Genomic DNA, 25,008 nt, shown 5'->3' with positions numbered 1-25,008 from the left:
CTGATTGATGCCGCCCGAGACAGAGCCGACCCCACCATCACCACCATCACCACCATCTTACGAACAGATACAGCAGCAGCGCGCCATCGAGGTCATGCGCCACAGCCGCATCGACACGCGCACCGCCTGCCTGCTGCTGCTGAGTGTCCTGGCGGTTTTCTATACCCTGTATTTCGCATCCGCCATCATCCTGCCCATGATCCTGGCGCTGGTGGTGAACCTGCTGCTGTCCACGCCGCTGCGCTTCCTGCATACAAAGCTGCGTCTGCCCAAGCCGCTGGCGGCGCTGTGCCTGATCCTGTGTGTATTCGGCGTGGTCGGCGCGGTGGGCACCGCCATATCCGTGCCCGCCACCGGCTGGCTGGAACGCGCGCCCGAGGCGATCAATACGCTGCAGGAACGCCTGGCCTTCCTGCGCGGGCCGTTCCAGCTGCTGAACAGCGCATCCGACCGCATCCACAATTTCATGACCATCGCGGGCGGGCATGTGGACCATCCGGCATCCGTCACCGATACGCCCGACGGGCATGTCATCGTGGTCTCGACCCCGGGCGGGAACGGGCTGGACCGGTTCAGTTCCTCCATCCTGCTGGGCACGCAGGCCTTCATGGGCCAGTTCTTCACCATGATCCTGATGCTGTTCTTCCTGCTGGCGCAGGGGGACAGCCTGCTGCGCCGCTTTGTGGAGATCATGCCCACCTTCGCCGACAAGCGGCGCACGGTGCAGATCGCCTACCAGATCGAACGCAATGTCTCGCAGTACCTGGCCACCATCACCATCATCAACAGCCTGGTCGGGCTGGTGAACATGGTGCAGTGCTGGCTGCTGGGCATGCCCAACCCGCTGCTGTGGGGGGTCATGGCGTTCCTGCTGAACTACATCCCCATTATCGGGCCGATGATGGGGATCATCATCTATTTCCTCGTGGGGCTGTTCATCTACCCGTCCGCGTGGCAGGCGCTGCTGCCGCCGGCCATCTACCTGTGCATCCACCTGACGGAAGGCGAGACGATCACCCCCATGGTGCTGGCGCGGCGTTTCACGCTCAACCCGGTGCTGGTCATGGCGTCACTGATGTTCTGGGACTGGCTGTGGGGCATTTTCGGGGCGTTCCTGTCGGTGCCCCTGCTGGCGGTGTTCAAGATCATCTGTGACCATGTCGAGATCCTGACCCCGATCGGCCATATCGTGGGCGGTCCTGCGCGCACCACCCCGCCAACACCGCTCTTTACGGATACATCCAACCTGCCCGGCGACAGGCAGGCGGGACAGGATGACTAGGTATTGCCCGCCGCCAGCACATCCAGCTTCGGCACCGACAGGATGGTGATGGCGTAGCCCTTGCCGACCTCGATCATGCCCTGGCTGCGCATCCAGCTCAGCGTGCGGCTGACGGTCTCGATGGTCAGGCCAAGGTAGTCGGCAATGTCGCCCCGCGTCATGGGCAGGTGCAGGCGGCCGCCACTGCCTTCCTGGCCGGGCAGCTGGCTTGCGTGCATCTGGTCCAGCAGGAAGCTGGCGACGCGTTCACGCGCGGTCTTGCGCCCCAGCAGCAGCATCTGGTTCTGGGCCGCGACCAGTTCATTGGACGCCTCTTCCAGCAGGCGGCGTTCCAGCTTGGGGAAATCGTCCAGCAGGTCAGCCATCTTGTCGCGCGAGAAACGGCAGACCCGCACCGTATCCACCGCTTCCGCGCCAAAGGCGTAACTGTCCGACACCGCAAGGCCGAGGAAATGCCCCGGCGAGGCGAAGCCCGTGATCTGGCGCCGGCCATCAGGCAGCGCCTTGAACAGCTTGACCGTGCCGGAGGTGACATTGAAAAAATCGGTTGCCGGCGCGCCTTCCTCGATAAAGCCGCGACCGGGGGGAATGATGGTTTCGACCGCTGCTTCGGACAGGCGGGAAATGTCATCCGGCCCGATCACGCTGCATACGCTGGTGGGGCGGACACTGCACGTCGTGCAGAAATCGGCCTGTGCACCACCCGCGCCGATGACGATACGCCGAGGCCTCGATTCAAACTGACACGAAGGCATATCCGACATAATTATTCCTAATCACTTTCAGGCGCCTGCATTCCGGCGCCGAAGTAACCGGACAGGCGTGGCTCCCTGGAAATACACTAATGCATTTGCCAAGAGCGGTGAGTATGGCGGATGGATTGATGTAAATCAATGCGTTCCGCGGGGAAATATCAGGTAAAAACACATTACGTACCCAGCAAAATTCCCCAGCCCCGAGGAAAATCCGACGCGTGCAGGCCGTCCCCCCGCCCCTGGTCCGACGACTGGACCGTGCAGATGTGCCGCTCCTTTATCCCCTGATCCGGATATCCCTGCCGCATCTGTCCCTGCGGGACTGGATACGCATCGGGCGCAGGATGGTGCGATCGGGCGCCCGCGTGCAGGAGGGCATCCTGGTCGCCCATTACGGTCCCGGCCGCCCGCCCTGCGCCATGGCCACCTTCCGCCGCGGGTTCGACCTGTATTCGGGCGACACGCTGACGGCGGACCACATCCTGACCCTGTCCTACACCCACCAGCAGAAGATCATTGATGCACTGCTGCCCGCCATGGAAACGCTGGCGCGGGAAATGGGGTGCGATGCAATACGTACGTTTTCCCATAGTAACCGGGTGCTAAATCAGGATGGTCCGGTCCGGAAACTGTGTTCAACAAGCCACATTACCGAAAGAACAGTCAGGCTGGACCGTAATAAGGAAATAGTTCCCCCATCCTGATTGATTCACATCAAAGCCGAATGTTAGGTGGGCGTGATTTCTGCACCTGACAAATCAAATTGAACATTCTTAACGATCCCGCCTGCATGCCAGCCGGAACACAAACTAGGGTCTGCTCACGATGAAGAATATTCGTAAACTCGCCATGTCGGCTGTACTGGGCGCCACGGCACTGGCGCCGGTCGCGGTCCATGCGCAGACGACAGCGCCCTCCACCTATGTCAACGCACCGCTGGCGAAGCCCGTGCCCGTGGCACAGCCCAAGGGCCGCTGCGGCATCTTCGAGACCTGCGCGAGCACCAAGATCGGCCTGGGCAAGGGTGACTTCATGATCCGCCTGTCCGCCGTGGGCGTGCTGCCCGAAGATCGCGACAGCCGCGTCTGGGCCAACGGCGCGCCGCTGGCTGGCACCCGGATCAAGACCACCAACCAGGTCATGCCGGAACTGACGTTCGAATACTTCGTGACCGACAACATCTCGCTGGACCTGATCGCGACCAGCACCCGTCATGAAGTGGCGGCCGAAGGCGGCGCAGTGGGCGGCAAGCTTGACGTGGGCAGCGCATGGGTGCTGCCGCCGACGGTGACCGTCGCATGGCACTTCCGTCCGCACAAGCGCCTGAACCCGTATGTGGGTGTGGGTGGTACGTTCATGTGGTTCCACAACATGAGCGCCGCGAACAACGGCCTGACCAGCAAGCTGAACTCCGGCTTCACCGGTGGCCCGTCCATCAACGCCGGTGTGGATTACCAGCTGGTTGGCAACTGGTTCTTCAACTTCGACGTGAAGCAGATGTTCGTGCGCATGCACGCATGGGCTGAAAACTCCAGCGAAAGCGTGCATGTCACGGCCCATGACTCGCTGGACCCGACCGTCGTTTCCGCCGGTATCGCCTACCGGTTCTAATGGCATGAACGCGGCGGACAGTTCCCTGCTTTCCCGCTATGGGGGCAACCTGCCGCGTTACACCAGCTACCCCACCGCAACGCAGTTCAGTGATGCGGTGGGACCGGAAGACAGTCGCGCATGGCTGTCCTCCCTCCCGGCGGGCCAGCCGGTTTCCCTTTACCTGCATGTTCCCTTCTGTGACACGCTATGCCGGTTCTGCGGGTGCAATACCGCCGTGCTGCGCAATGCGGATGCGCGGGCCGCCTATGCCGCCCTGCTGCATGAGGAACTGCGCCGCATCATCACCCTGATCGGCCCCGGCCGCAGGCTGACGCACCTGCAATGGGGCGGCGGCACGCCCACGACGCTGCCGGGCAGTGCCATGCGCCGTGTCATGCAGGCCATCCGCCGGGATTTCGACATCGCCCCGGATGCTGAAATCAGCATCGAGGTCGATCCCCGCCATCTTCCGCCCGACTATCCCGCCCTGCTGCATGAACTCGGGTTCAACCGCGCCAGCATGGGCGTGCAGGACCTTGACGCGAATGTCCAGGATGCCTGTGGCCGCATCCAGAGCTGGGAACAGACCAGCGACTGCCTGAACGCCCTGCGGGGCGCGGGGGTCGACTCCATCAACATCGACCTGATCTACGGCCTGCCACGGCAGGATACGGCGGGTGTGGCGCGTACGGCCCGCGCGGTGGCCAGCCTGCGCCCGGACCGGCTGGCGGTCTTCGGTTACGCGCATGTGCCATGGAAGCAGAAACGCCAGGCCCTGATGCCGATGGGCGACCTGCCCGGCCCGCAGGCGCGCCTCGACCAGCGCGCGGCGATTGACGCGGTCCTGCGTGACGAAGGGTTCCTGCCGGTCGGCCTGGATCATTACGTCAGCCCGCGCGACAGCATGGCCCGCGCCATGGCCACGGGCACGCTGCGCCGCAATTTCCAGGGCTATACCACCGACAGCGCGCCCAACCTGATCGGGGTCGGGGCATCGGCCATTTCCTCCCTGCCCGGTGGCATGACGCAGAATGCGGTGTCTTCCGCGGCCTATGCCCGCCTCATGGCCCACAGCGCGGATACCCTGCCGGTCGTGCGTGGCGTAAGGCTGAGGCCGGAGGATCACGTCCGCGCCGCGATCATAGAACAGGTAATGTGCGCCCTGCGGGTCAACCTGGGGCAGGTCCGTGCGCGGTATCACCTGCCCGCCAGCCATTTTGCCCCCGAACTGTCCCGCCTTGCCCCCATGGTGGCGGACGGGCTGGTCCATGTTACGGGCGAACAGGTGCAGGTCACGGAAAAGGGGCGTAGCTTCGTGCGCCATATCGCGGCTGTATTTGACCGCTATCTTACGGCCGATAGCGCCACCCGCCACGCCAGCGCCCTGTAACCACAGGCCGCAAGCCACCATGGCAGCGTAGCCCAAGCAGCAGAACACCCCTATCATGGAAACGAATTGCGTCATCGCGGCCCTTGCCGCCGCACCTGTCACACCATGGCCCTTTCCCCACTGGCAGCTATATGACGTGCTGCCGGCCCCGGTGGCCGCGGCACTGGTGGCATGGGTTCCAGCACCCCATTTCATGGGTGGCGACAACGGCGGGCAGCGCGCGGGACGCAACGGGCACCGGCTGTTCATCACCCCGGCCCTGCAGGCCGCGAACACAGGGCTGGAACACCTGGCGGCGCTGTTCGACACAGCGCAGACCCGCGCCGCCTTTACCAACAGGTGCGGCGCGCGCCTTGAAAACGCGGCCCTGCGGCTTGAACTCTGCCTTGATACGGACGGGTTCTGGCTTGAACCCCATACCGATATCGGGGCCAAGCGGCTGACGCTGCTGATCCCGCTTTCCATGGGGGCGCAGGCGGCGGAATGGGGAACGGACCTCATGACACCGCGTGGCGATCCCGTGGCACGGGCTTCGGGCGTGTTCAATTCGGGGCTGCTGTTCATCCCGTCCGCGCATTCATGGCATGGTTTCATCCCGCGCCCGCTGGCCGCCACCCGCAGGACGCTGATCGTCAATTACGTCGGCCCCGAATGGCGGGCGACGGAGGAACTGGCCCGCAGGGTACCGGCGGTGTAAACGCACCGCCATTGCACGCGCGTAGGACACGGAATGCGCAACAAGCCTTTATTCGCGCCCAAAACGGTTCTAGGAAGCACTGCTATAGAGTGTAATCCCATTCATCCCATGTCACCCCGGTCATGACGCAAGAGGACAACAGAGGTATGAGCGAGACCCCGCGCGAGACTATGGAATTTGATGTCGTTATTGTCGGCGGCGGCCCATCGGGCCTGGCTGCGGCAATCCGGCTGCGACAGGTAGCCCCCGATGCCAGCGTCTGCCTGATTGAAAAAGGCAGCGAGATCGGCGCCCATATCCTGTCCGGCGCCGTGATCGAACCCCGCGCGCTGGAGGAACTCCTCCCGCACTGGCGCGAGGAAGGGGCACCGCTGAACACCCCTGTGACAGAGGAGCAGATGCTCTACCTGACGCAGAAGGGCAGCCTTGAAATCCCGTTCCTTGACCGCGTGATGCCGCATATGAGCAACCACGGCAACCATATCGTAAGCCTGGGCGATTTCTGCCGCTGGCTTGCGGGCCGGGCCGAGGAGCTGGGGGTCGAGATCTATCCCGGCTTTGCAGGCGCGGAAGTGCTGGTGGACGACGGCGGCCGGGTGACCGGCGTCGCCACGGGTGATATGGGGATCGGGCGCGATGGCCAGCCGGGCGACAATTACGCGCCGGGCATGGAACTGCGCGCGAAATACACGCTGTTCGCCGAAGGCTGCCGCGGGTCGCTGACCAAGCAGGTTACGGCGATGTACAACCTGCGCAAGGGCGTGGACCCGCAGACCTACGGGCTGGGCATCAAGGAACTGTGGGAAATCCCCAAGGAAATGCATCGTCCCGGGCTGGTGCAGCACAGCTTTGGCTGGCCGCTGGATGACCGGACCTATGGCGGGGCGTGGATGTACCATTTCGGGGACAACCTGGTGTCCTACGGGTTTGTCACGGGGCTGGATTATCCCAACACGTGGCTGTCGCCGTTTGATGAAATGCAGCGCGTGAAGCTGCACCCGGCCTTCCGCCCGTATTTCGAGGGCGGGCGCCGCATCGCCTATGGCGCGCGCGCGCTGTCCGAAGGGGGTATCCAGTCGATCCCGCGCCTGACCTTCCCCGGCGGGGCGCTGATTGGCGATACGGCGGGCTTCCTGAACGTGCCCAAGATCAAGGGCACCCACACGGCCATGAAGTCGGGCATGCTGGCGGCGGAAGCCGTGGCCGAAGCGCTGGCGACGGACCGGGTGGAACCGGGGTCCTATACCCGCCGCATCCGGGATTCCTGGCTGTGGGCGGAACTGCGTTCGGTGCGCAACATCCGCCCCGCCTTCGCCAAATTCGGCATGAAGGGCGGCGCGCTGTATTCCGGCATCGACGCCATGCTGCTGCGTGGTCGCGCACCGTGGACGCTGCATACGCGCCACAGCGACAATGAAGTGCTGGAACCGGCCTCGATCTCGGAAAAGATCAGCTACCCCAAGCCCGATGGCAAGATCACGTTCGATCGCCTGTCCTCGGTGTTCCTGTCCAACACCAACCATGAAGAAGACCAGCCGGTCCACCTGAAGGTCCGCAACATGTCGCTGTGGAAGACGGTGAACTGGGATGTCTTCCGCGCGCCCGAAAGCCGGTACTGCCCGGCGGCGGTGTATGAAGTGGCGGATGAGGCCACGGACCCGCGCCTGCAGATCAATTCGCAGAACTGCGTCCACTGCAAGACATGCGACATCAAGGACCCCGCCCAGAACATCGACTGGGTCACGCCGGAGGGGGCAGGCGGCCCAAACTATCCCGGCGGGATGTAATCATGCGGCGGGTACGGTATGTAATCCGCCACACCGATTGCCCTTATCCGAAGACAGACAGGCAAATATGCAATGAAGGTTCTTGTACCCGTTAAGCGCGTGATTGATTACAACATCAAGCCGCGCGTGAAAGCCGATGGTTCCGGCGTGGAAACCGCCGGCGTCAAGATGTCCATGAATCCGTTTGATGAAATCGCGGTCGAGGAAGCCGTGCGCCTGAAGGAAAAAGGCGTGGTGAGCGAAATCATCGCGGTTTCGATTGGCGAGGCCAAGGCGCAGGACACGCTGCGCACGGCCATGGCCATGGGCGCGGACCGTTCCATCCTGGTGGAAACCGACGTGGTGACCGAGCCGCTATCGGTGGCCAAGGTGCTCAAGGCGCTGGTGGAAAAGGAAAAGCCCGACCTGATCATCCTTGGCAAGCAGGCCATTGATGATGACATGAACGCCACGGGCCAGATGCTGGCGGGGCTGCTGGGGCGTCCGCAGGGCACCTTTGCCTCCAAGGTGGATGTCACCGATGGCAGTGTAACCGTCATGCGCGAGATCGATGGCGGGTCACAGACCGTGAAGCTGGCGCTGCCGGCCATCATCACCGCCGACCTGCGCCTGAACGAGCCGCGTTATGCCTCGCTGCCCAACATCATGAAGGCGCGCAAGAAGCCGATGGAAAAGATCACGCCGGCCGATCTGGGCGTGGACATGACGCCGCGGCTGAGCGTGGTCTCGGTTGCCGAACCGCCCGAACGCAAGGCGGGGATCAAGCTCGACTCGGCAGCGGAACTGGTGTCGCGTCTGCGCAACGAAGCAAAGGTGATCTGATCATGGCCGTACTCGTTTATCTGGATCATGAAGGCGGTGCGATCCGCCAGGCCTCGCGTTCCGCCATTGCCGCCGCCAGCAGGCTGGGGGATGTCGATGTGCTGGTCACCGGGCCGGACGCGGCGGCAGCCGCGAAATCCGCGGCCGCCATCCCGGGCGTGAAGAAGGTGCTGCAGGCGACCGACACCACCGGCAACAGCGAACTGGCCGAGCCGGTGGCTGCCCTGCTGGCGGACCTGGCGGCGGGCTACACCCACATCCTGGCCGCATCTTCCGCCACGGCGAAGAACGTCCTGCCGCGCGCGGCCGCCCTGCTGGATGTGCAGCCGATCCCCGATATCGTCGCCATCAACGACGCCGATACCTTTGTCCGCCCCATCTATGCCGGCAGCGCGCTGGCGACGGTGAAGTCGGCGGATGCGAAGAAGATCATCACGGTCCGCGCCTCTTCCTTCGACCCGGTTGCAGGCGAAGGCGGCAATGCGACGATCGAGGACGTGGCCCTGCCCGCGGGTCCGGGGGGATCGACCTTCATCGCCACCGAACTGTCGAAGTCCGAACGCCCGGAACTGGAATCCGCCCGCGTGGTGGTATCGGGTGGCAACGGCATGCTGAACGGAGAAAACTTCAAGCTGCTGGAACCGCTGGCCGACCGCCTGGGCGCCGCCATCGGCGCATCGCGCGCGGCGGTGGACAAGGGCTTCGTTTCCAACGAATACCAGGTGGGCCAGACCGGCAAGATCGTGGCGCCGGAACTGTATATCGCCATGGGGATTTCGGGCCAGATCCAGCATCTGGCCGGGATGAAGGACAGCAAGGTCATCGTCGCGATCAACAAGGACCCTGAAGCGCCGATCTTCCAGGTGGCGGATTACGGGATCGTGGGCGACCTGTTCACCATCCTGCCGCAGCTTGAGGCGGAACTGGACAAGGCGGGCTGAAGCCTGGCCGCTTCATGAGGCACGCGAAAGGGGCGCGGAGGGAAACTTCCGCGTCCCTTTTTTCATGCGCGCCTATTCTTCTTCCAGCACGGCATGGGCGCGGGCGACGACGGTATCGTATTCCTGCTGTGTCAGGTCGCCGCGATGCAGCATTTCACTGGCGCGGGCCAACGCGTCACGCGCATGGGTCACGTCCGGTATCGGATAGCGCCGCCCCGGCAGGGCGAAGGCTGAATCCGGCAAGGCGTCGCGTTCAGCCGCAGTCAGTCTGGACATTGGTATTCCTCCCTAAACGGAATGGCCTCCACAGGCGTGGAAACCTGCGACAGGGTAGAGAAAGCCGGCCGGGACAAGATACGTAAAAGACGGATGGCACCCATTATTTTACGCCATACGCAAAAAACAGGGTCCCCCCGTTATGGGGGGACCCTGTCAGTGGAATGCCGACACTGGAGGTGCTGCATCCGTTCCGGTATTTTTACCGGGTCTTATTTGTATTTATGGAAGCCTGATCGCTTCGTGTGATTCTGTATGCCATCCTTATTTTAACTGGTCAACATAAATATAAATAAAAATGGAATTTTACTTTTTTTGCACTGCACAATCATTCTGTTTATTTTGCACCGCACAATGCGCTGGCAATATATACACGACATCACGATATTTTTTCAGGCCATGCAAAAAAGACAGGCGCGACATGGGCCTTGTGCCAGATTTCATTGACCCGCATCATGCAGCCAGAGATCGCGGCAGCTCTGGCCTGACCGTATGAACGCCAGCAGACAGGACACCGAATGGGGGGACATACGACCGCAACCCGACCAAAAGCCGCCTTCTGCACCGGGCATATTGTCCGCCACGTCGTTGTCATGGCGGGCACCGGGGCCATTGGGCTTATGGCTGTCTTCATTGTCGACCTGCTGAACCTTTTCTACATTTCGTGGCTGGGTGATCCCGCGCTGACGGCGGCCATCGGGTTTGCCGGCGTCATAAGCTACGTGCAGATTGCGGTGTCCATCGGCCTGTCCATCGGCATCGGGGCCATTACCGGCCGACTGATCGGCGCGGGCAGGATGGAGCAGGCGCAACGGGTCGCATCCTCATTCGGGATCTTCATGATCGGCGCGTGCCTGGTGATCGGCATGTTCACGGCATGGCTGGCGGCCCCGCTGCTTGCCCTGCTGGGGGCAAAGGAGGAAGCGGCCCGCCAGGCCACCCTTTTCCTTGAAATCGTCTCGCCCGGCCTGCCGCTGATCGCGGCGGGCATGGGGTGTTCGGGCCTGCTGCGCGCCATCGGGGCCGCGCGCATTTCCATGAACGTGACCCTGATGGGGGCCATGATCTCGGCCATGGCCGATCCGCTGCTGATCGTGGTGATGGGGCTTGGGCTGAAGGGGGCGGCGATCAGCACCATCCTGTCGCGCCTGGCCGTGGCGGTAGCCGGTTTCCGCTGTGCCCGTCGTCATGGGTTGCTGGCGCTGCCGGTGCGCACCCATGTCATCACGGATACCAGAACGGTGGGACAGGTGGCCATGCCCGCCATCCTGACCAACCTGGCGACCCCGGTGGGCGGCGTATTCGTTACCCATGCCATGGCCAGTTTCGGCCTGGCCGCCGTGGCGGGGCAGGCGACCATTGACCGGATCGTGCCGGTGGCGTTCGCCTTTGTCTTTGCCCTGACGGGGTCGGTGGGGCCGATCATGTCGCAGAACCTGGGGGCGGGAAAGCTGGACCGGGTGCGCGCCACGCTGGTGGCCTCCCTGTGGCTGGTGGCGTTGTGCGTGGCGATCACATGGGCTGTCCTGTTCCTGACACAGGACATGGTGGTGCGGGTCTTTTCGGCCCAAGGCACGGCGGCGATGCTGATTCACCTGTTCTGTAACTGGACCATTGCCGGTTACGTCTTCATCGGCATGCTGTTCGTCGCCAATTCCGCCTTCAACAACCTGGGTTTCCCGCTTTACTCCACCCTGTTCAACTGGGGCCGGGCGACACTGGGCACCATTCCATTTGTCTGGTTCGGCATGAAATTCGGCCCCGCCGGGGTGCAGGTGGGGCAGGTGCTGGGGTGCGTCCTGTTCGGGTCCTGCGCGGTCATGACCGCCTTTGGCGTGGTCCGCAGGCTACATCCGGGCGACAGGGCAACGGAACAGGCCATGCCGGTTATCCCGCCCGCCCAGACGGGCGAAGCCGGCATGATCGAACTTGACGAACTCGATCATTCCACCTGACATACCAACCGGCGTAGCGCGGGTGGATCGTGTTCCAATGCACGAAATACCTCGGCAGCACGGGTCCTGACAGGAAACAAACGTTCATGGCCGCCTTTTTTCAGAAAGGCGGCGGTTCCTGAAGCTTTTTGAAAGAAGCTTCACCAAAAACCTGTTCAGTTCCTGTCGGCGCGAGATATCGCGCTTGATATTTTTTGGGGGGTACCAGATTTGAAGGATCTGGTGGAGCCAAGGGGAGTCGAACCCCTGACCTCCTGAATGCCATTCAGGCGCTCTCCCAACTGAGCTATGGCCCCACTGTCCTGACTGGCTGGCCGTTTCATATGGCCCGCCGTGGTCCGGTTCGCGGGGTATAACCGTAAGCCCCGGGCAATGCAACCCCCCGCAAACCAAATTATTGCATGATGATATGCCGTGCCCGCAACGCCTGCAGCAGCGCGAGCAAAGGCAGGCCCACGATGGCGGCGTGTTCCCCTTTTATATGGGAAAACAGGTGGATGCCCGCGCCTTCCAGCCGGTAACACCCGACACAGGACAGAATCGCATCGCCTTCCAGCGTCAGGTAACGTTCCAGAAAGGAATCGCTGAAGGCGCGCATGTGCAGCACGGGGCAGGCGACGTGGCGCCAGACCTCGTCCCCGTCGCGCAGCATCACCACAGCCGTATGCAGCCTATGCGGCCTGCCGCGCAGCGCGCGCAACTGCCGGCGGGCGGCGTCCATGCTGTCCGGCTTGTCAAACCATGCCCCATTGCATGACAGCATCTGGTCCGCGCCGATCACGACCGCGCCCTTGTCCACGCTGATAGTGCGCGCCTTGGCCCGGGCCAGTTCAAGGGCTGTCTGGCCTGCTTCCATCCCGCGGGCGCGGGCACGGTCGCGCAGGGCATGTTCATCCACATCCGCCGCCCGGTACTCCGCCCGTATCCCTGCCGATTCCAGCAGACTCCGCCGCGCGGCCGAGCGGCTGGCCAGTACTATCGGCGGCGACTCCGCCTGTAATGGCGGCGGCTTTAGTACTAAATTCGAGTCGTCTGGCATCACCCTCTCCGTACTGCCGAAGTGAAACACGAAATTCGGCGCGTTCGAGTACTGGGGTACATGGGGACAGTACTCCAAACAATTCTGTGCCGTACCGAGTACCGTGGACAACGGGTACACCTCCGTTCGCGGTGGGTTGTACACAGGCTTATGTCGGTACATTCTGGATAACCGCCCACGGGCACGGGAATCCTTGGAGTCGGAAACTGTACACCCTGTGGGAAAAGTGGGGTACATTTTCGGAAACGTGGGTACCCCGTCATCCACAGCACTTAAAGCACATCAAAAAATTTCTTTCTCTTTTCTTTTATTGTTTTGAAAGGCGCGCGCACGTTCCACCTGCCCGCTATCCGTCACGGCGAAAGTACGAGATAGTCCGGCCACAATGAAACAGAACGACGGATCGATGACTGAAACACGCAAACCCCTGCTCGCCACCCTGTTGGGAGAGGCGACATGGCCCCCTCCGGTATGGCTGATGCGGCAGGCGGGCCGGTTCCTGCCAGAATTCCGGGCGTTGCGTGAAAAGGCGGATTTCATAACCCGTTGCATGACCCCGGACATGGCGGTGGATATCACGCTGCAGCCCATCCGTCGTTTTGGCATGGATGGCGCGATCCTGTTTTCCGATATCCTCATCCTGCCATGGGCGATGGGGCAGTCGCTGGAATTCGTGCCGGGTCGCGGCCCCGTTCTCGGGGCGGTCCGTTCGATGGCCGACCTGGAACGCCTGGACCCCACGCGGGTGAAACAGGCGACGCAGCCGATCATGGAAACACTGGGACGACTGCGCAAGGCTGTTGACGGGCCGGAGGCGATCGGCCCCGCGAAACCGGGACAGGTCACGCTGATCGGCTTTGCCGGCGCGCCGTTCACGGTGGCGTGCTACATGGTGGAGGGCCATGGATCGCGTGAGTTCGAGGAAACGCGCAGGCTGGCCTATACCGATCCCGCATTCTTCGACCGGCTGATCGACCTGCTGACCACCGCTACGGCGGACATGCTGTGCGACCAGATCACGGCCGGGGCGGAAGCGGTCATGCTGTTCGACAGTTGGTCGGGACTTCTGCCGCCATCGCAGTTCCGCAGGCATGTCATCGAACCCACCCGCCGGATTACCGAAATCATCAATGCCCGCCATCCCGGTGTGCCGGTGATCGGTTTCCCGCGCCTGGGCGGGCTTATGGCGATTGAATACGGGCACAGGACGGGCGTGAACGCGATGGCGCTCGATACCGGGGCCGACATGAAGGCCGTGGCGGAAAAGGTGCCGGACACGCTGGTGCTGCAGGGCAACCTTGACCCGGTCCGCGTGCTGGCGGGGGGCGAGGGCATGCGCACCGAAGCCCACGCCATCCGTGATGCGATGAAGGGCCGCCCCCATGTGTTCAACCTTGGCCACGGGGTCATTCCGACCACGCCCCCCGAACATGTGGGCGACCTGATCAAGACCATACGGGATGTATGAATGATGCTGCCTGCCGCCCTGCGTCCCGATGGCGCGCTCAAGCTGGTCATTTTTGATTGTGATGGCGTCCTGATCGACAGCGAGGGACCGTCATGCCGCATGATCGCCCGCAACCTGCGCGAATATGGTCTGGCCATAAGCGATGAGGACGCGGTGCACCGTTTTGCGGGCCATGCCCTGACGGCGCTGAAGCATGAGATCGAGCAGGCGGAGGGCATCACCCTGCCCGATGACTGGCCCGCGCAGATGCAGCATAACCTTGTCACCCTCATGCGCAGCGAGGCGGAGACCATAGACGGCGCTCCCGCCATGCTGCGTGGGGTGGCGGCCCTCGGGCTGCCCTACCGTATCGGTTCCAATTCCTCGGTCATGGAGATGGAGGCGAAATTCGGCCGTACCGGGCTTGATGCCCTGATCGCGCCCGCGCATATCCATTCCGCGCGCGACATGGGCCAGCCCAAGCCGGACCCGGCCGTCTACCTGGCGGCGGCGAAGGCGCAGGGTGTGCCGCCTGAAAACTGCATCGTGCTGGAGGATACCGATACTGGCGCGCGCGCGGCGCAGGCGGCGGGCATGGGATGCGTGCTGCTCAGGCCCGTGGGCCTGCCCGCGCCATCATGGCCGGGGCTGCTGCGGATCGCGCATCTTGATGAATTCGTGCCGCTGCTGCGGCGCATCCTGGACAGCCAGAAACACCACGGGGCCGCGCATGATTGATGCGCTGGCGTCCATCATGCTGTGGCTGAAGGCGTTCCACATCATGTCATTCATCGCATGGATGGCGGGACTGTTCTATCTGCCGCGCCTGTTTGTCTATCACTGCCAGGTGGCGGTGGGCACGGCTGAATCCGAACGCTTCAAGGTGATGGAATACAAGCTGCTGCGTTTCATCATGATGCCGGCCATGGTCAGCACGTTCCTGTTCGGTGGCCTGCTGTCGGCCATTCCGGGTCTGGTCGACTGGCATTCCGGCTGGTGGATCACCAAGCTTGCCTGTGTGCTGGCGATGGCGGGATTCAACGGCGCATGCGGGCGCTGGCGGCGGGATTTCGCCAATGACCGCAATACCCGGCCCGAACGGTTCTACCGCATGGCGAACGAGGTGCCGACCGTTCTCATGATGATCATCGTGATCATGGTGGTTGTCCGCCCGTTCTGAACCGGGCGGACATCCGTTTGCCGGATCAGAGCAGGGACTTGCCCTGCTTCAGCACGGCGTTGCAGACCTTGGTTGTGACCTTCTGCTTCAGGTTGCCGCTCAGCGACGACAGCGAGAACGTATTGCCATTGCCGGTATCAAGAATGCCGTTCTGGCCGTTGGAATACTGGCTGCCGGAGGTATCGAGGCCCGCCTTCTGCTTCAGCGACGACAGCAGGGTGGTGGGGCTGTTGCCCTGCAGGTAGTTGTTCTGCACGCAGTAGCTCAGCAGGCCCGTGACGTTGGAAGGGGCCAGCGACGAGACGGACGGCACGTTCAGGCCACTGCCCGAAAGCAGGCTGCCTGCCTTGCCCAGTCCACCCGACCCCCCGGTCAGGTCACCGAAGCCCTGTGCATGCGCGGGCGCGCCGGATAGGGCGGCAGCCAGTGGCAGGGCCGCGGCGAGAGCCAGGAAACGGTTCATTTTCTTCATGTGATGATAAACTCCTGAAATCCGGGCCGAAGGAAAGCCAAGGCCTGTATGTCCTGTTATATGCGCCTCCGTCGCGGGGGGGATAGCCCGCAACCAAGGAATTTTATGCAATCCCGACCATAAGCATGCCGTAGATCTTGCCCATGACCGGCATCACCACGTACTGCAGCAGCAGCAGCAGGACGAGCGGGCTGAGGTCGATATTGCCAATGTTGGGCAGGATGTTCCGGATCGGGCGCAGGACCGGTTCGGTCATGCGGAACAGGAAGTTCGAGATGTTCCAGACAATCTGGTTACGCGGGTCGAGGATGCCGAAGCCCAGCAGGAAGCTGAACAGACAGGCCAGCATCACCACATAGTAATAAAGCTGTACGAGTTCAGCCAGCAGGTTAAAGATAATGGTGATCAACGGGCCAACCTTCATGGATGATGGGAAACAGAATTTAGTGTCCGTCACGCCCGCATACAACTGCTATGAACACGATGGGCGGGGCAGAAAAGCGATTGCCGCCCCCAAAATGGGTCTTGACTTGTAGCCCCGGCGGGGTATGTATCGCGCGAGGATTGTGGGGCTGTAGCTCAGATGGGAGAGCGCCTCGTTCGCAATGAGGAGGTCAGGGGTTCGATTCCCCTCAGCTCCACCACTTTCCTTTCCCCCGCATGACCGTATCCGACTGATTGGCCCATGGGGCCGGCACTATGGGACTGTTTTCAGACAGTGTCCGGGAACGGCGTGTCATCAGCCTGTGCAGGCAGGGCCACCAGTTCGATTTCCGCCAGTTGCCCGTCCCGGTCGAACTGCTTGACCAGCCGCAGCGTCGTGGCGGGGCAGGTACGGCCGAACAGGTCGTTCAGAAGGGGAAAGCAGGCGCTAAATCCATCAGTTTCGCGCAGGGTGAAGGTGACGCGGGTCACGTTTTCCGCCGTCATGCCCTGTTGGCCCAGCCGGGCAATGCCCGTGGCCAGCGCCTGCCTGATCTGGGGAAACAGCTCGGTCGGGAACTGCCCGGTCGTGGTATCGACGCCGGTCAGGTGCCGGATATGTACTTCCGGCGAAGGGCGGAACGGCATGTTTTCTTCCATTGGGGCCAGAATCACAAAATGGTCATGTTTTGTCCATAAAAATTTTTCCATCCCCGAAATGACGCCTTTGGGATAAGCCCCATGTCCCATGAATGATCCGGTCCAGATCCATGCATCCTGTGCCGCGCGGGGGGCGCAGGGCATCATGCTGTGCGGCCCGTCGGGTTCGGGCAAGTCCGACCTGCTGCTGCGCCTGATTGACGCGGGCTATGACCTGGTGGCCGATGACCGGGTCTGCCTGCGCGCAGGCTGGGCCAGTGCGCCCGCGGCCCTTGCCGGGCTGCTGGAAGTGCGCGGCATCGGGATCATACGCATGGGCTACCGTGCGCGCGTGCGTGTTGCCGCCGTTGCAAGGCTGGTTTCCCCGCCGGACTATCCGCCACGGCTCCCCCCGCCGCCACACCGTGATAAGATCGCGGGGCAGCCGGTGTTCTTCCTTGATCCGGCGCAGCCTTCCGCCGTTGCCCGGATCGGGCTGGTGCTGGACTGCATCGCCGGTCGCAGGCAACTGCTTGATGAAAGGCAGATGTGATATCGTCGCCACTTTCCATTGTCGCCCATTCAGGGAACAATGGGGGTAAGAAAAGGTTTTCGATCCCGCCATGATACAGCGCTCTGTCATTGGGCATGTGGCTGACAGAAGTCAGGGTTTTGCGTGACTGACACCATGCATGAAGACACACCTCTTCCCCGTCGTATCCTGCTTGTCACCGGGCTGTCCGGGGCGGGCAAGTCCTCGATTCTGCGCATTCTGGAGGATCTGGGGCACGAGGTGATCGACAATCCGCCGCTGGGCATGCTGGATGAAATCGTGGCCCGGGCCGAACGCCCCGTGGCGATCGGGGTCGATTCCCGCACGCGCGGGTTCGATGCCTCCGCCGTGCTGGCGGCGCTGGCGCGGCTGCGGGTCAACCCGGGCCTGAATGCGGAACTGATATACGCAACGGCCGAGGAAAGCGTCCTGCTGCGTCGCTACACCGCCACCCGCAGGCGGCACCCGCAGGCCGTCCATGGCACTGTCAAGGAAGGGATCGAGGCCGAGATCCGCCTGACATCTCCCCTGCGCGAAGCGGCGGATGTGGTGATCGATACCTCCGACCTGCCGCCACCGGAACTGCGGCAACTGGTCGAGGCGCGTTTCGGGGAATGGACGGCGGGGGGACTCGATGGCCTGACGGTCGCCCTCATGTCATTCGCCTTTCCGGCGGGCCTTCCGCGTGAAGCGGACATGGTGTTCGATGCCCGTTTCCTGACCAATCCCTATTATGAACCTGCCCTGTCCGCCATGACCGGGCTGGATGCGGATGTGGCGGATTATGTCGCCTGTGACCCCGATTACCAGGAATTCCTTGACCGTATCGTGGGATTGCTGGAACTGGTACTGCCGCGTTTCGTGCGCGAGGGAAAGAAATACGCCACCATCGCCATAGGCTGTTCGGGCGGCCGGCACCGTTCCGTCACACTGGTCGAGGCCCTTGCGCTAAGGCTTGCACAATGTGCTGGCAATACCCATCCACATGATGCATGGCCGGTGGTTATCATGCATCGTGAACTGGCCCGTCAGGGCCGCAGCAGCTGGCGATGGGCCAACCGGCCACGTGGGCTGCCTGAAACAACGGAGCAGACAGGCCCGCAATGATCGGTCTCGTGTTCGTGATGCATGGTGTCCTTGGCGAGACCCTGAAGGGGGAACTCGAACATGTGGTCGGCCCGCAGGCGCAGACGGCGGTGTTCAACGTCACCGCCACCGCCCTGCCCGGTACATGCCGCGATGCGCTGCAACAGGCCATCGACTCGGTCGATAGCGGGCAGGGCGTCATCCTGCTGACCGACATGTTCGGCAGCACGCCATCGAATGTCGCGGTTTCCGTGCTGGAAACCGACCGGGTGGAAGTGCTGGCGGGGGTGAACATGCCCATGCTGGTCAAGCTGGCGCAGATGCGCGTCCATGCGGATATGCGCGAATGCCTCAACGGCGCGGAAGCGGCGGGCAGGCGTTACATATCCGTGGCGTCCCACCTGCCCGCGGCCTGCCTGTCGGGTGTGGGGGAATGCGTGGGCGAGGCGGACGGCGTGGCAGGCCACGGTGGCTGAAACGGCGACACGGCCCGTGCCGCACCGGATGGATGTGGGGATCGTGAACCAGCGCGGGCTGCATGCGCGCGCCGCCGCGAAATTCGTGACGGTTGCCGAAAAATTCGATGCGGGCGTCGATGTCACCCATGCGGGCATGACGGTTTCGGGCCATTCCATCATGGGTCTTATGATGCTGGGCGCGGGCAGGGGCGAGACGATCACCATCACCACCACCGGCCCCCAGGGGCCACAGGCGCTTGCGGCCCTGGCGCGGCTGGTCGGGGCCGGGTTTGATGAAGGCGACTGAACGCCGCCCGAAGCAGCGCCCCCGCGTGGGTGAAGTCCGGCTGGAAGGCCAGCCTGTCTCCCCCGGTGTCGCGATCGGTTACGCCGCTGTCGCGCATGAACCGGCCCCGCCGCCGGTGGACATGGCGCGTCGGGACTGCAATCCGGGCCATGAACGCACCCGCCTGCACGACGCCATAAGCCGTTCCGTGGCCCAGCTTGGCCGCCTGCATGACCGTCTGGCCCTGCTGCCGGAAGACGGGCAGGTGGAAATCGGTTCCCTGCTGGAAGTCTATCGCCGCATGCTGGGGCCTTCGCGCCTGCGGCGCGGGATCGAGGCGCGGCTGGAACACGGCATGCTGGCCGAAGCCGCCGTCATGCAGGAAACCGAGGCACTGGCCGCCCACATGCTGGCCCCGCCCGGTCGCCCCGCGCCGCAGGGCGAGGACGCGGTGGCGGCCCGCAGGCGGGCGGGCGAATTCCGTGAAATCGGGCGCAGGCTGGTCCGTAACCTCAGTGGTACGCCCTACCGTTCCTTTTCCGCCCTGCCGGACGGGGCCATTCTGGTCGCCGAGCAGTTGCGCCCCGCCGATGCCGCCCTGATCGATCCCTCCCGCATCGCCGCCGTGGTGACGGAAGAAGGTGGCAGCACGGGTCATACCGCCATCCTGCTGCGCGCGCTGGGCATTCCCGCCGTTCTGGCCGCCCACGGGCTGCTGGCGCAGGTGCGGCGGCGCACGCGCCTGGTGGTGGATGGGGCGACGGGGCAGGTCATCATCCGTCCCTCCAGCCGCACGGCGGCGGCGGCGCGGGTGGATGTCGCGGCCTATGCGCGTGAACGCCAGATGCTGGGCCGCCTGCGCCGCCTGCCTGCCCGCCTGTCCAGCGGGGAGGTGCTGACGCTTCAGGCCAACCTGGAAATCCCGGCCGAACTGCCCATGGTGGCGCAGTCGGGGGCGGCGGGCATCGGGCTGCTGCGCAGTGAATTCCTGTTCATGAATACCGATACCCTGCCGGATGAAGACCGGCAGGAAGCCATTTACCTGCCCCTGATCGAAGCCATGGCGGGCGACCCGGTCACGATCCGCGTGGTGGACTGGGGCAGTGAAAAGAACAGCGATGCCCTGTCGCGCGTGGGGATTGGCAACGGGGGCGATGTCAATCCGGCGCTGGGCGTGCGGGGCATCCGGCTGCTGCTGCAGCACCATGCCCTGCTGGAAACGCAGTTCGCCGCCATCCTGCGCGTGGCCCATGCGGGGCCGGTGCGGGTGTTGCTGCCCATGGTGTCCGGCGTGGGGGAAGTGCGGGCGGCGCGCGACATTTATGCCCGCATCGGGCGCAGGCTGCGGCGCAAGGGGGTGGAAATTCCCGACCCGCTGCCGCCGCTTGGCATCATGATTGAAACGCCTGCCGCCGCCCTCATGGCCGACGTGCTGGCGCAGGAGGCCGAATTCCTGGCCATCGGCACCAATGACCTGACCATGTACGCCCTTGCCGCCGACCGGGCGGCGGCGGATGTGACGGCCCTGTATGACCCGCTGCATCCGGCGGTGCTGCGTCTTGTGCGCATGACGGCGGATGCGGGGCTGCGCCAGCGCAGGCCGGTTTCCGTCTGCGGGGAACTGGCGTCCGACCCGCTGGCGGTGCCGCTGCTGGTAGGGCTGGGGGTACGGTCCTTCTCCATGCATGCGTCCGCCGTGCCACGGGTCAAGCGGGCGATCCGCGCGGCCGCCATGGATGACTGCCGCCGCATGGCCTGCCGTGCGCTGGAGGCGACGGATGGGGAGGAAGTCCGCGCCATGCTGGCGGCCTATGCCCATGACCTGCGGCACCCCGGGGATGGATAGGGACGGCATGAGCCTGCCCCTGCCATGGCGGGATGTGGACGCCGTCCTTGCGGCGTGGGGGCACCTGCCGTGGCTTGCCTGCCTGGATAGCGGGGGCGAGGTGGGCGACCGGGCGCGCTGGGCCATCATCTGCCGTGACCCGGTGCATGTGGTGACCCAGCATGCAGGCCAGTGCACGCTGGATGGCGTGGCGGTGGAACACGACCTTCTGACGGTGCTGCGGGACTGCCTGCCCGTGGGCGGCTGTCCCGTCGATGTGCCCTTTGCCGGGGGCGTGGTCGGGTTTGCCGGTTATGGCGCGGGGCTGCGCATGGCGGGCATCGTGACCCGGCACGGGGAGGACCCGGCCCAGCCGGAGGCGGCGTTCGGCATTTACGACCACGCCATTGTCCTTGACCGCCTGCATGGCCGGGCATGGCTGGCGGCCCACGACGCCATGGCCCTGCCTGCGGATCGTATCGCCCGCCTGGTGGCGCGGTGGGAGGCGGTTGGTCCGGCAGGGCCAATCCCCGCGTTGCCCGCCCTGCCTTTCGTGCCGGATCATGATGGCGTGGCCTATCGCGCCGGTGTGGCGCAGGCGGTGGAGCGGATCGCGGCGGGCGAGGTGTTTCAGGTCAACATGACCGGGCGCATGTATGCCGCCCGGCCTGCCGGTCTGGCGCCGGTGGACGCCTATCGGGCATTGCGCGCCGGATCGCCCGCGCCGTTCGGGGCCTTCCTGTCATGTGACGGGGCCTTCGCCCTGCTCAGCGCCTCGCCCGAGCGGTTCATCGCCCTTGCCCCCGATGGCACGGTGCGCACCCGGCCCATAAAGGGCACCGCCCCGCGTGGCCGGTCGGCGGCGGAAGACGCGCGACTGGCCCATCGCCTGAAGCATGATGCAAAGGAACGGGCCGAAAACCTGATGATCGTGGACCTCATGCGCAATGACATCGGCCGCGTGGCGACGATCGGCAGCATCAGCGTGCCCGAACTGTTCGGGGTGGAACGGTTCACCCATGTTCATCATCTGGTGTCCGAGGTCACGGGACGGCTGCGCGCGGGATGTGATGCCTTCGACCTGCTGGCCGCCACCCTGCCGCCGGGTTCGGTTACGGGTGCCCCCAAGCACCGCGCCATGCAGATCATTGACGGACTGGAAGCCTCCAGCCGGGGGGCCTATTGCGGCGCGGTGACATGGATCGGGTGCGACGGGGCCATGGACAGTTCCGTCATCATCCGCGCGCTGTCCATGACACCGGAGCGCATCATCGCGGCGGCGGGCGGGGGCATTACCTTCGATTCAGACCCGATGCGCGAATACCGTGAAATGCAGCTGAAAATCGCGGCCCTGCTGGATATTTTCCATTGGCCATAAAGAACGGAAATTGCCGGGCGCCGTCTTTTTCCAATAAAGGCGGCGTTTCCTGGAGCTTTCTGCAAAAAGCGTCACCAGAAACCTCTTTTGGGTTTCTGGTTCTGGCAAGGCCGCAAGGAAATCCCTCATGACCGCACCCGTTTCCCTGCCCATATGGCTCAATGGCCGGATACTGCCCGCGGGCGGCGCATATGTGGACACGGCGGACCGGGGTTTCCTGCTGGGGGACGGCGTGTTCGAGACCATGCGCGTGGCGGGCGGGCAGATCCGGTATCTCGACCGCCACATGAACCGCCTGGCGCAGGGGGCGGCGGCCATCATGCTGCCGCCGCCCGACCCGGCGGCCATTATGGCGGGCATTGCCGCCCTGCTGGACGCCTGCGGGATGGAAACCGGGTCGCTGCGCCTGACCTGCACCCGCGGGGTGGGGCCGCGCGGCCTGCTGCCGCCCGCGCAGGTCACGCCGACAGTGCTGCTGACGGCCGCATCCGGCCTGCCGCCCGCGACCCCGGTGCGGCTGGTCACCGCATCCCACAGGCGCGATGCGGGCAGCATCCTGTCGCGGATAAAAAGCCTGAATTACCTGCCCTCCATCCTGGCGCGGATGGAGGCGGCCGAACAGGGCGCGGATGACGCCGTGCTGCTCAACCACGCGGGTTTCGTGGCCGAGACCAGCGCCAGCACGCTGGTCGCCTGCCTTGGCGGGCAGCTTGTCACCCCGCCGGTCAGCGATGGCGCCTTGCCCGGAACGGCGCGCGGGGTGGTGATGGATGCAGGGATCGTGCGGGAAGGCCGTATTGCGCCCGCTCAGTTGCGCATGGCGACGGCGGCGTTCACCCTAAACAGCCTGTCCGTGCGTGAAGTCATGGCGTGGGACGGGATTGCATTGCCCCGTCGCCCCGACCTGCTGGCCACCTTGCGGGCGGCCTGTCAGGGCTGATTTCCGCCCCGGACGGGGCAGTTATGGCATTTCGCTTATTGCCCCGCATCACACGGTTGGACTAATCCACCCGGATTGGCCCATTTCCAGCTTGCGTGAAAGGTCACCTGCTGATGACCCCCCCGAAGACCGTGCCGGTTCGGCGTGCCCTGATTTCCGTTTCCGACAAGAAGGGCCTGCTTGACCTTGCCCGCGCCCTTGTCGCCCATGGCGCGGAGGTCCTCTCGACGGGTGGTTCCGCCCGCGCCCTGCGTGAAGCCGGCATCCCTGTGCGTGACGTGTCGGAACATACCGGTTTCCCGGAAATCCTTGATGGCCGCGTCAAGACACTGGTGCCGCAGGTGCATGGCGGCATCCTTGGCCGGCGCGACCTGCCCGCGCATGTCAGCCAGATGGAAGAACACAAGATCGCCCCGATCGACCTCGTGGCCGTCAACCTGTACCCGTTCGAGGCCACGGTGGCGTCCGGCGCGGGAGCGGAGGACTGCATCGAGAACATCGACATCGGCGGCCCGGCCCTGATCCGTGCTGCGGCCAAGAACCATGCCCATGTCGCGATCGTGACCGATCCGGCGCAGTATGGCGAAATCATCACCGCGCTGGAAAACGGTGGCACCACGCTGGCGCAGCGCAAGGTGCTGGCCGGTGCGGCCTATGCCCGCACCGCCGCCTATGACGCCGCGATTGCCGCATGGTTCGCAAAACAGGAAGGCGAGGTGCTGCCGCCGCGCATGATCGTGGCGGGCGAGAAGCGTGAAAGCCTGCGCTATGGCGAAAACCCGCACCAGAAGGCGGCTTTCTACACCGATGGCACCACCCGCCCCGGCGTGGCCACGGCAACGCAGGTGCAGGGCAAGTCCCTGTCCTACAACAACATCAACGACACCGATGCGGCGTTCGAGGCCGTGGCCGAATTCGACGCCCCGGCCGTGGTGATCGTCAAGCACGCCAACCCCTGTGGCGTGGCCGTGGCGGCGACGCAGGCCGAAGCGTGGGACAGGGCGCTGCGCTGTGACCCGGTTTCGGCCTTTGGCGGGATCGTGGCACTCAACCGCACGCTGGAAGCCGAGGCGGCATCACGCATCGCCACGATCTTTACGGAGGTGATCGTCGCCCCCGACGCGACCGCCGAAGCGCGTGAGATCCTGGCCCGCAAGAAGAACCTGCGCCTGCTGCTGACGGGCGCGCTGCCCGACCCCGCGGCCGGTGGCGTGGTGGTGCGTTCGGTGGCCGGCGGCTTCCTGGCGCAGACGCGCGATAACGGCCGTATTACGCCCGACGCGCTGAAGGTGGTGACGAAACGCGCGCCGACTCCGGCGGAAATGGCGGACCTGATCTTTGCCTTCCGCGTGGCCAAGCACGTGAAGTCGAACGCCATCGTCTATGTCAAGGACCTGAGTACCGTGGGGATTGGCGCGGGACAGATGAGCCGTGTTGATTCCGCGCGCATCGCCGCCACCAAAAGCGCCGATGCCGCGAAGGCAGCCGGTCTCGATCACCCGCTGACCCAGGGCAGCGTCGTGGCGTCGGATGCGTTCTTCCCCTTCGCGGACGGCCTGGAAGCCGCCATCGCCGCAGGGGCGACCGCCGTGATCCAGCCCGGTGGCTCCATCCGTGATGACGAGGTGATCGCCGCCGCCGATAAGGCCGGCATCGCGATGGTCTTCACAGGTATGCGCCATTTCCGGCACTGATCCCACAGCAAGCCCCCTTGCCTGCGCGCCGGGTATGGCATGAGATGACATGCCCGGTGGATGGCCGGGGTTGAGACAGACGAAAGACGG

Annotated in this window: 26 protein-coding genes and 2 tRNA genes; 21 read left to right on the top strand and 7 right to left on the bottom strand. The window is 64.2% G+C overall.

All coding sequences use genetic code 11. The features are described from left to right. Nucleotides 1-7 precede the first annotated feature (7 nt). The gene (locus tag CFR76_RS05010) at nt 8-1,282 is read left to right on the top strand and encodes an AI-2E family transporter (protein WP_408884352.1); all 1,275 of its coding nucleotides are present in this window, start codon (nt 8-10) and stop codon (nt 1,280-1,282) included. Here the strand turns inward: CFR76_RS05010 and CFR76_RS05005 are convergent. Further along, nucleotides 1,279-2,046, bottom strand: coding sequence for a Crp/Fnr family transcriptional regulator (locus CFR76_RS05005; RefSeq protein WP_110556138.1), 768 nt, complete (start codon nt 2,044-2,046; stop codon nt 1,279-1,281). The genes CFR76_RS05010 and CFR76_RS05005 overlap by 4 nt on opposite strands. A gap of 209 nt (nt 2,047-2,255) precedes the next feature. Here CFR76_RS05005 and CFR76_RS05000 point away from each other — a divergent pair, with 209 nt between their 5' ends. The 7 genes from CFR76_RS05000 (at nt 2,256) to CFR76_RS04970 (ending at nt 9,267) form a co-directional block, all read left to right on the top strand. After that, a complete protein-coding gene (locus tag CFR76_RS05000) occupies nt 2,256-2,741 on the top strand; it encodes a hypothetical protein (RefSeq protein ID WP_244191789.1) in 486 nt (161 codons plus the stop codon). A 121-nt stretch (nt 2,742-2,862) separates the two neighbouring features. Continuing rightward, a complete protein-coding gene (locus CFR76_RS04995; protein ID WP_025439868.1) occupies nt 2,863-3,648 on the top strand; it encodes an OmpW/AlkL family protein in 786 nt (261 codons plus the stop codon). A 4-nt stretch (nt 3,649-3,652) separates the two neighbouring features. Then, complete coding sequence (gene hemN, locus CFR76_RS04990; protein ID WP_110556137.1) at nt 3,653-5,020, top strand: oxygen-independent coproporphyrinogen III oxidase; 1,368 nt, start codon at nt 3,653-3,655, stop codon at nt 5,018-5,020. Between the two features lie 55 nt (nt 5,021-5,075). Further along, nucleotides 5,076-5,717, top strand: coding sequence for a 2OG-Fe(II) oxygenase (locus tag CFR76_RS04985; protein WP_110556136.1), 642 nt, complete (start codon nt 5,076-5,078; stop codon nt 5,715-5,717). 146 nt (nt 5,718-5,863) lie between these two features. Continuing rightward, a complete protein-coding gene (locus CFR76_RS04980; protein ID WP_110556135.1) occupies nt 5,864-7,504 on the top strand; it encodes an electron transfer flavoprotein-ubiquinone oxidoreductase in 1,641 nt (546 codons plus the stop codon). A 72-nt stretch (nt 7,505-7,576) separates the two neighbouring features. Further along, complete coding sequence (locus tag CFR76_RS04975) at nt 7,577-8,326, top strand: electron transfer flavoprotein subunit beta/FixA family protein (RefSeq protein WP_110556134.1); 750 nt, start codon at nt 7,577-7,579, stop codon at nt 8,324-8,326. A gap of 2 nt (nt 8,327-8,328) precedes the next feature. After that, entirely contained in the window at nt 8,329-9,267 is a 939-nt protein-coding gene (locus CFR76_RS04970) for an FAD-binding protein (protein WP_110556133.1), read from the top strand. 72 nt (nt 9,268-9,339) lie between these two features. On the opposite strand, the gene CFR76_RS04965 is transcribed toward CFR76_RS04970, so the two are convergent. After that, on the bottom strand, nt 9,340-9,543 hold the full coding sequence (locus CFR76_RS04965) for a hypothetical protein (protein WP_025439873.1): 204 nt from the start codon (nt 9,541-9,543) through the stop codon (nt 9,340-9,342). Between the two features lie 518 nt (nt 9,544-10,061). Between CFR76_RS04965 and CFR76_RS04960 the strand changes: the two genes are divergently transcribed. Continuing rightward, nucleotides 10,062-11,498: an MATE family efflux transporter gene (locus tag CFR76_RS04960; protein ID WP_110556132.1), complete on the top strand. Its 1,437-nt coding sequence runs from the start codon at nt 10,062-10,064 to the stop codon at nt 11,496-11,498. 220 nt (nt 11,499-11,718) lie between these two features. Here CFR76_RS04960 and CFR76_RS04955 read toward each other — a convergent pair. After that, nucleotides 11,719-11,794, bottom strand: a tRNA-Ala gene (locus tag CFR76_RS04955). 98 nt (nt 11,795-11,892) lie between these two features. After that, on the bottom strand, nt 11,893-12,537 hold the full coding sequence (locus CFR76_RS04950) for a Maf family protein (protein ID WP_110556131.1): 645 nt from the start codon (nt 12,535-12,537) through the stop codon (nt 11,893-11,895). Between the two features lie 406 nt (nt 12,538-12,943). On the opposite strand from CFR76_RS04950, the gene hemE reads away from it, so the two are divergent. From hemE to hemJ, 3 genes are read left to right on the top strand one after another with little or no spacing between them, the layout of a single operon-like run. Continuing rightward, a complete protein-coding gene (gene hemE / locus CFR76_RS04945; protein ID WP_110556251.1) occupies nt 12,944-14,005 on the top strand; it encodes a uroporphyrinogen decarboxylase in 1,062 nt (353 codons plus the stop codon). Nucleotides 14,006-14,008: 3 nt separating this feature from the next. After that, on the top strand, nt 14,009-14,722 hold the full coding sequence (locus CFR76_RS04940) for an HAD family hydrolase (protein WP_110556250.1): 714 nt from the start codon (nt 14,009-14,011) through the stop codon (nt 14,720-14,722). Next, on the top strand, nt 14,715-15,164 hold the full coding sequence (gene hemJ, locus CFR76_RS04935; RefSeq protein WP_110556130.1) for a protoporphyrinogen oxidase HemJ: 450 nt from the start codon (nt 14,715-14,717) through the stop codon (nt 15,162-15,164). Before CFR76_RS04940 ends, hemJ begins: the two co-directional genes overlap by 8 nt. A 25-nt stretch (nt 15,165-15,189) precedes the next feature. Here hemJ and CFR76_RS04930 read toward each other — a convergent pair whose 3' ends face one another. Together CFR76_RS04930 and CFR76_RS04925 are read right to left on the bottom strand one after the other, a co-directional pair. Further along, nucleotides 15,190-15,636 carry a YjjA family protein gene (locus tag CFR76_RS04930; RefSeq protein WP_110556129.1) on the bottom strand — a complete coding sequence of 149 codons (447 nt, stop codon included), beginning with the start codon at nt 15,634-15,636 and terminating at the stop codon, nt 15,190-15,192. A 103-nt stretch (nt 15,637-15,739) separates the two neighbouring features. After that, entirely contained in the window at nt 15,740-16,060 is a 321-nt protein-coding gene (locus CFR76_RS04925) for a YggT family protein (RefSeq protein ID WP_038508391.1), read from the bottom strand. A 144-nt stretch (nt 16,061-16,204) separates the two neighbouring features. Here CFR76_RS04925 and CFR76_RS04920 point away from each other — a divergent pair. Next, nucleotides 16,205-16,280: transfer RNA gene (locus CFR76_RS04920), tRNA-Ala, on the top strand. 67 nt (nt 16,281-16,347) lie between these two features. Here CFR76_RS04920 and CFR76_RS04915 read toward each other — a convergent pair. Continuing rightward, entirely contained in the window at nt 16,348-16,770 is a 423-nt protein-coding gene (locus CFR76_RS04915; RefSeq protein ID WP_110556249.1) for a RidA family protein, read from the bottom strand. Nucleotides 16,771-16,807: 37 nt separating this feature from the next. Between CFR76_RS04915 and CFR76_RS04910 the strand changes: the two genes are divergently transcribed. The 8 genes from CFR76_RS04910 (at nt 16,808) to purH (ending at nt 24,918) form a co-directional block, all read left to right on the top strand. Then, nucleotides 16,808-17,251: an HPr kinase/phosphorylase gene (locus CFR76_RS04910; RefSeq protein ID WP_110556128.1), complete on the top strand. Its 444-nt coding sequence runs from the start codon at nt 16,808-16,810 to the stop codon at nt 17,249-17,251. Nucleotides 17,252-17,386: 135 nt separating this feature from the next. Then, nucleotides 17,387-18,358, top strand: coding sequence for an RNase adapter RapZ (gene rapZ / locus CFR76_RS04905; RefSeq protein WP_110556127.1), 972 nt, complete (start codon nt 17,387-17,389; stop codon nt 18,356-18,358). After that, a complete protein-coding gene (locus CFR76_RS04900) occupies nt 18,355-18,813 on the top strand; it encodes a PTS sugar transporter subunit IIA (RefSeq protein ID WP_110556126.1) in 459 nt (152 codons plus the stop codon). The genes rapZ and CFR76_RS04900 overlap by 4 nt, the downstream gene beginning before the upstream one ends. A 28-nt stretch (nt 18,814-18,841) precedes the next feature. Then, nucleotides 18,842-19,102 carry an HPr family phosphocarrier protein gene (locus tag CFR76_RS04895; RefSeq protein WP_408884353.1) on the top strand — a complete coding sequence of 87 codons (261 nt, stop codon included), beginning with the start codon at nt 18,842-18,844 and terminating at the stop codon, nt 19,100-19,102. Then, nucleotides 19,089-20,927, top strand: coding sequence for a phosphoenolpyruvate--protein phosphotransferase (gene ptsP, locus CFR76_RS04890; RefSeq protein ID WP_110556124.1), 1,839 nt, complete (start codon nt 19,089-19,091; stop codon nt 20,925-20,927). Before CFR76_RS04895 ends, ptsP begins: the two co-directional genes overlap by 14 nt. After that, nucleotides 20,920-22,284 (top strand): anthranilate synthase component I family protein, encoded by a 1,365-nt coding sequence (locus tag CFR76_RS04885; RefSeq protein WP_110556248.1) that lies wholly within the window; start codon nt 20,920-20,922, stop codon nt 22,282-22,284. The genes ptsP and CFR76_RS04885 overlap by 8 nt, the downstream gene beginning before the upstream one ends. Nucleotides 22,285-22,411: 127 nt before the next feature. Next, nucleotides 22,412-23,224 carry an aminotransferase class IV gene (locus CFR76_RS04880; RefSeq protein ID WP_110556123.1) on the top strand — a complete coding sequence of 271 codons (813 nt, stop codon included), beginning with the start codon at nt 22,412-22,414 and terminating at the stop codon, nt 23,222-23,224. Nucleotides 23,225-23,337: 113 nt separating this feature from the next. Further along, nucleotides 23,338-24,918 carry a bifunctional phosphoribosylaminoimidazolecarboxamide formyltransferase/IMP cyclohydrolase gene (gene purH, locus CFR76_RS04875; RefSeq protein ID WP_110556122.1) on the top strand — a complete coding sequence of 527 codons (1,581 nt, stop codon included), beginning with the start codon at nt 23,338-23,340 and terminating at the stop codon, nt 24,916-24,918. The last annotated feature ends 90 nt before the right edge of the window (nt 24,919-25,008 follow it).

Source organism: Komagataeibacter swingsii, assembly GCF_003207895.1.
GTDB classification, from domain to species: domain Bacteria; phylum Pseudomonadota; class Alphaproteobacteria; order Acetobacterales; family Acetobacteraceae; genus Komagataeibacter; species Komagataeibacter swingsii.
Note: the sequence above shows the minus strand (reverse complement) of the source record. Positions and strands in the feature narration are given on the sequence as shown.

Excerpts from the sequence above, each read along its gene's own strand:
- CFR76_RS05010 (WP_408884352.1), top strand. The coding sequence starts at position 8 with ATGCCGCCCGAGACAGAGCCGACCCCACCATCACCACCATCACCACCA.
- CFR76_RS05005 (WP_110556138.1), bottom strand. The coding sequence starts at position 2,046 with ATGTCGGATATGCCTTCGTGTCAGTTTGAATCGAGGCCTCGGCGTATC.
- CFR76_RS04995 (WP_025439868.1), top strand. The coding sequence starts at position 2,863 with ATGAAGAATATTCGTAAACTCGCCATGTCGGCTGTACTGGGCGCCACG.
- hemN (WP_110556137.1), top strand. The coding sequence starts at position 3,653 with ATGAACGCGGCGGACAGTTCCCTGCTTTCCCGCTATGGGGGCAACCTG.
- CFR76_RS04985 (WP_110556136.1), top strand. The coding sequence starts at position 5,076 with ATGGAAACGAATTGCGTCATCGCGGCCCTTGCCGCCGCACCTGTCACA.
- CFR76_RS04980 (WP_110556135.1), top strand. The coding sequence starts at position 5,864 with ATGAGCGAGACCCCGCGCGAGACTATGGAATTTGATGTCGTTATTGTC.
- CFR76_RS04975 (WP_110556134.1), top strand. The coding sequence starts at position 7,577 with ATGAAGGTTCTTGTACCCGTTAAGCGCGTGATTGATTACAACATCAAG.
- CFR76_RS04970 (WP_110556133.1), top strand. The coding sequence starts at position 8,329 with ATGGCCGTACTCGTTTATCTGGATCATGAAGGCGGTGCGATCCGCCAG.
- CFR76_RS04965 (WP_025439873.1), bottom strand. The coding sequence starts at position 9,543 with ATGTCCAGACTGACTGCGGCTGAACGCGACGCCTTGCCGGATTCAGCC.
- CFR76_RS04960 (WP_110556132.1), top strand. The coding sequence starts at position 10,062 with ATGGGGGGACATACGACCGCAACCCGACCAAAAGCCGCCTTCTGCACC.
- CFR76_RS04950 (WP_110556131.1), bottom strand. The coding sequence starts at position 12,537 with ATGCCAGACGACTCGAATTTAGTACTAAAGCCGCCGCCATTACAGGCG.
- hemE (WP_110556251.1), top strand. The coding sequence starts at position 12,944 with ATGACTGAAACACGCAAACCCCTGCTCGCCACCCTGTTGGGAGAGGCG.
- CFR76_RS04940 (WP_110556250.1), top strand. The coding sequence starts at position 14,009 with ATGCTGCCTGCCGCCCTGCGTCCCGATGGCGCGCTCAAGCTGGTCATT.
- hemJ (WP_110556130.1), top strand. The coding sequence starts at position 14,715 with ATGATTGATGCGCTGGCGTCCATCATGCTGTGGCTGAAGGCGTTCCAC.
- CFR76_RS04930 (WP_110556129.1), bottom strand. The coding sequence starts at position 15,636 with ATGAAGAAAATGAACCGTTTCCTGGCTCTCGCCGCGGCCCTGCCACTG.
- CFR76_RS04925 (WP_038508391.1), bottom strand. The coding sequence starts at position 16,060 with ATGAAGGTTGGCCCGTTGATCACCATTATCTTTAACCTGCTGGCTGAA.
- CFR76_RS04915 (WP_110556249.1), bottom strand. The coding sequence starts at position 16,770 with ATGGAAAAATTTTTATGGACAAAACATGACCATTTTGTGATTCTGGCC.
- CFR76_RS04910 (WP_110556128.1), top strand. The coding sequence starts at position 16,808 with ATGAATGATCCGGTCCAGATCCATGCATCCTGTGCCGCGCGGGGGGCG.
- rapZ (WP_110556127.1), top strand. The coding sequence starts at position 17,387 with ATGCATGAAGACACACCTCTTCCCCGTCGTATCCTGCTTGTCACCGGG.
- CFR76_RS04900 (WP_110556126.1), top strand. The coding sequence starts at position 18,355 with ATGATCGGTCTCGTGTTCGTGATGCATGGTGTCCTTGGCGAGACCCTG.
- CFR76_RS04895 (WP_408884353.1), top strand. The coding sequence starts at position 18,842 with ATGGATGTGGGGATCGTGAACCAGCGCGGGCTGCATGCGCGCGCCGCC.
- ptsP (WP_110556124.1), top strand. The coding sequence starts at position 19,089 with ATGAAGGCGACTGAACGCCGCCCGAAGCAGCGCCCCCGCGTGGGTGAA.
- CFR76_RS04885 (WP_110556248.1), top strand. The coding sequence starts at position 20,920 with ATGGATAGGGACGGCATGAGCCTGCCCCTGCCATGGCGGGATGTGGAC.
- CFR76_RS04880 (WP_110556123.1), top strand. The coding sequence starts at position 22,412 with ATGACCGCACCCGTTTCCCTGCCCATATGGCTCAATGGCCGGATACTG.
- purH (WP_110556122.1), top strand. The coding sequence starts at position 23,338 with ATGACCCCCCCGAAGACCGTGCCGGTTCGGCGTGCCCTGATTTCCGTT.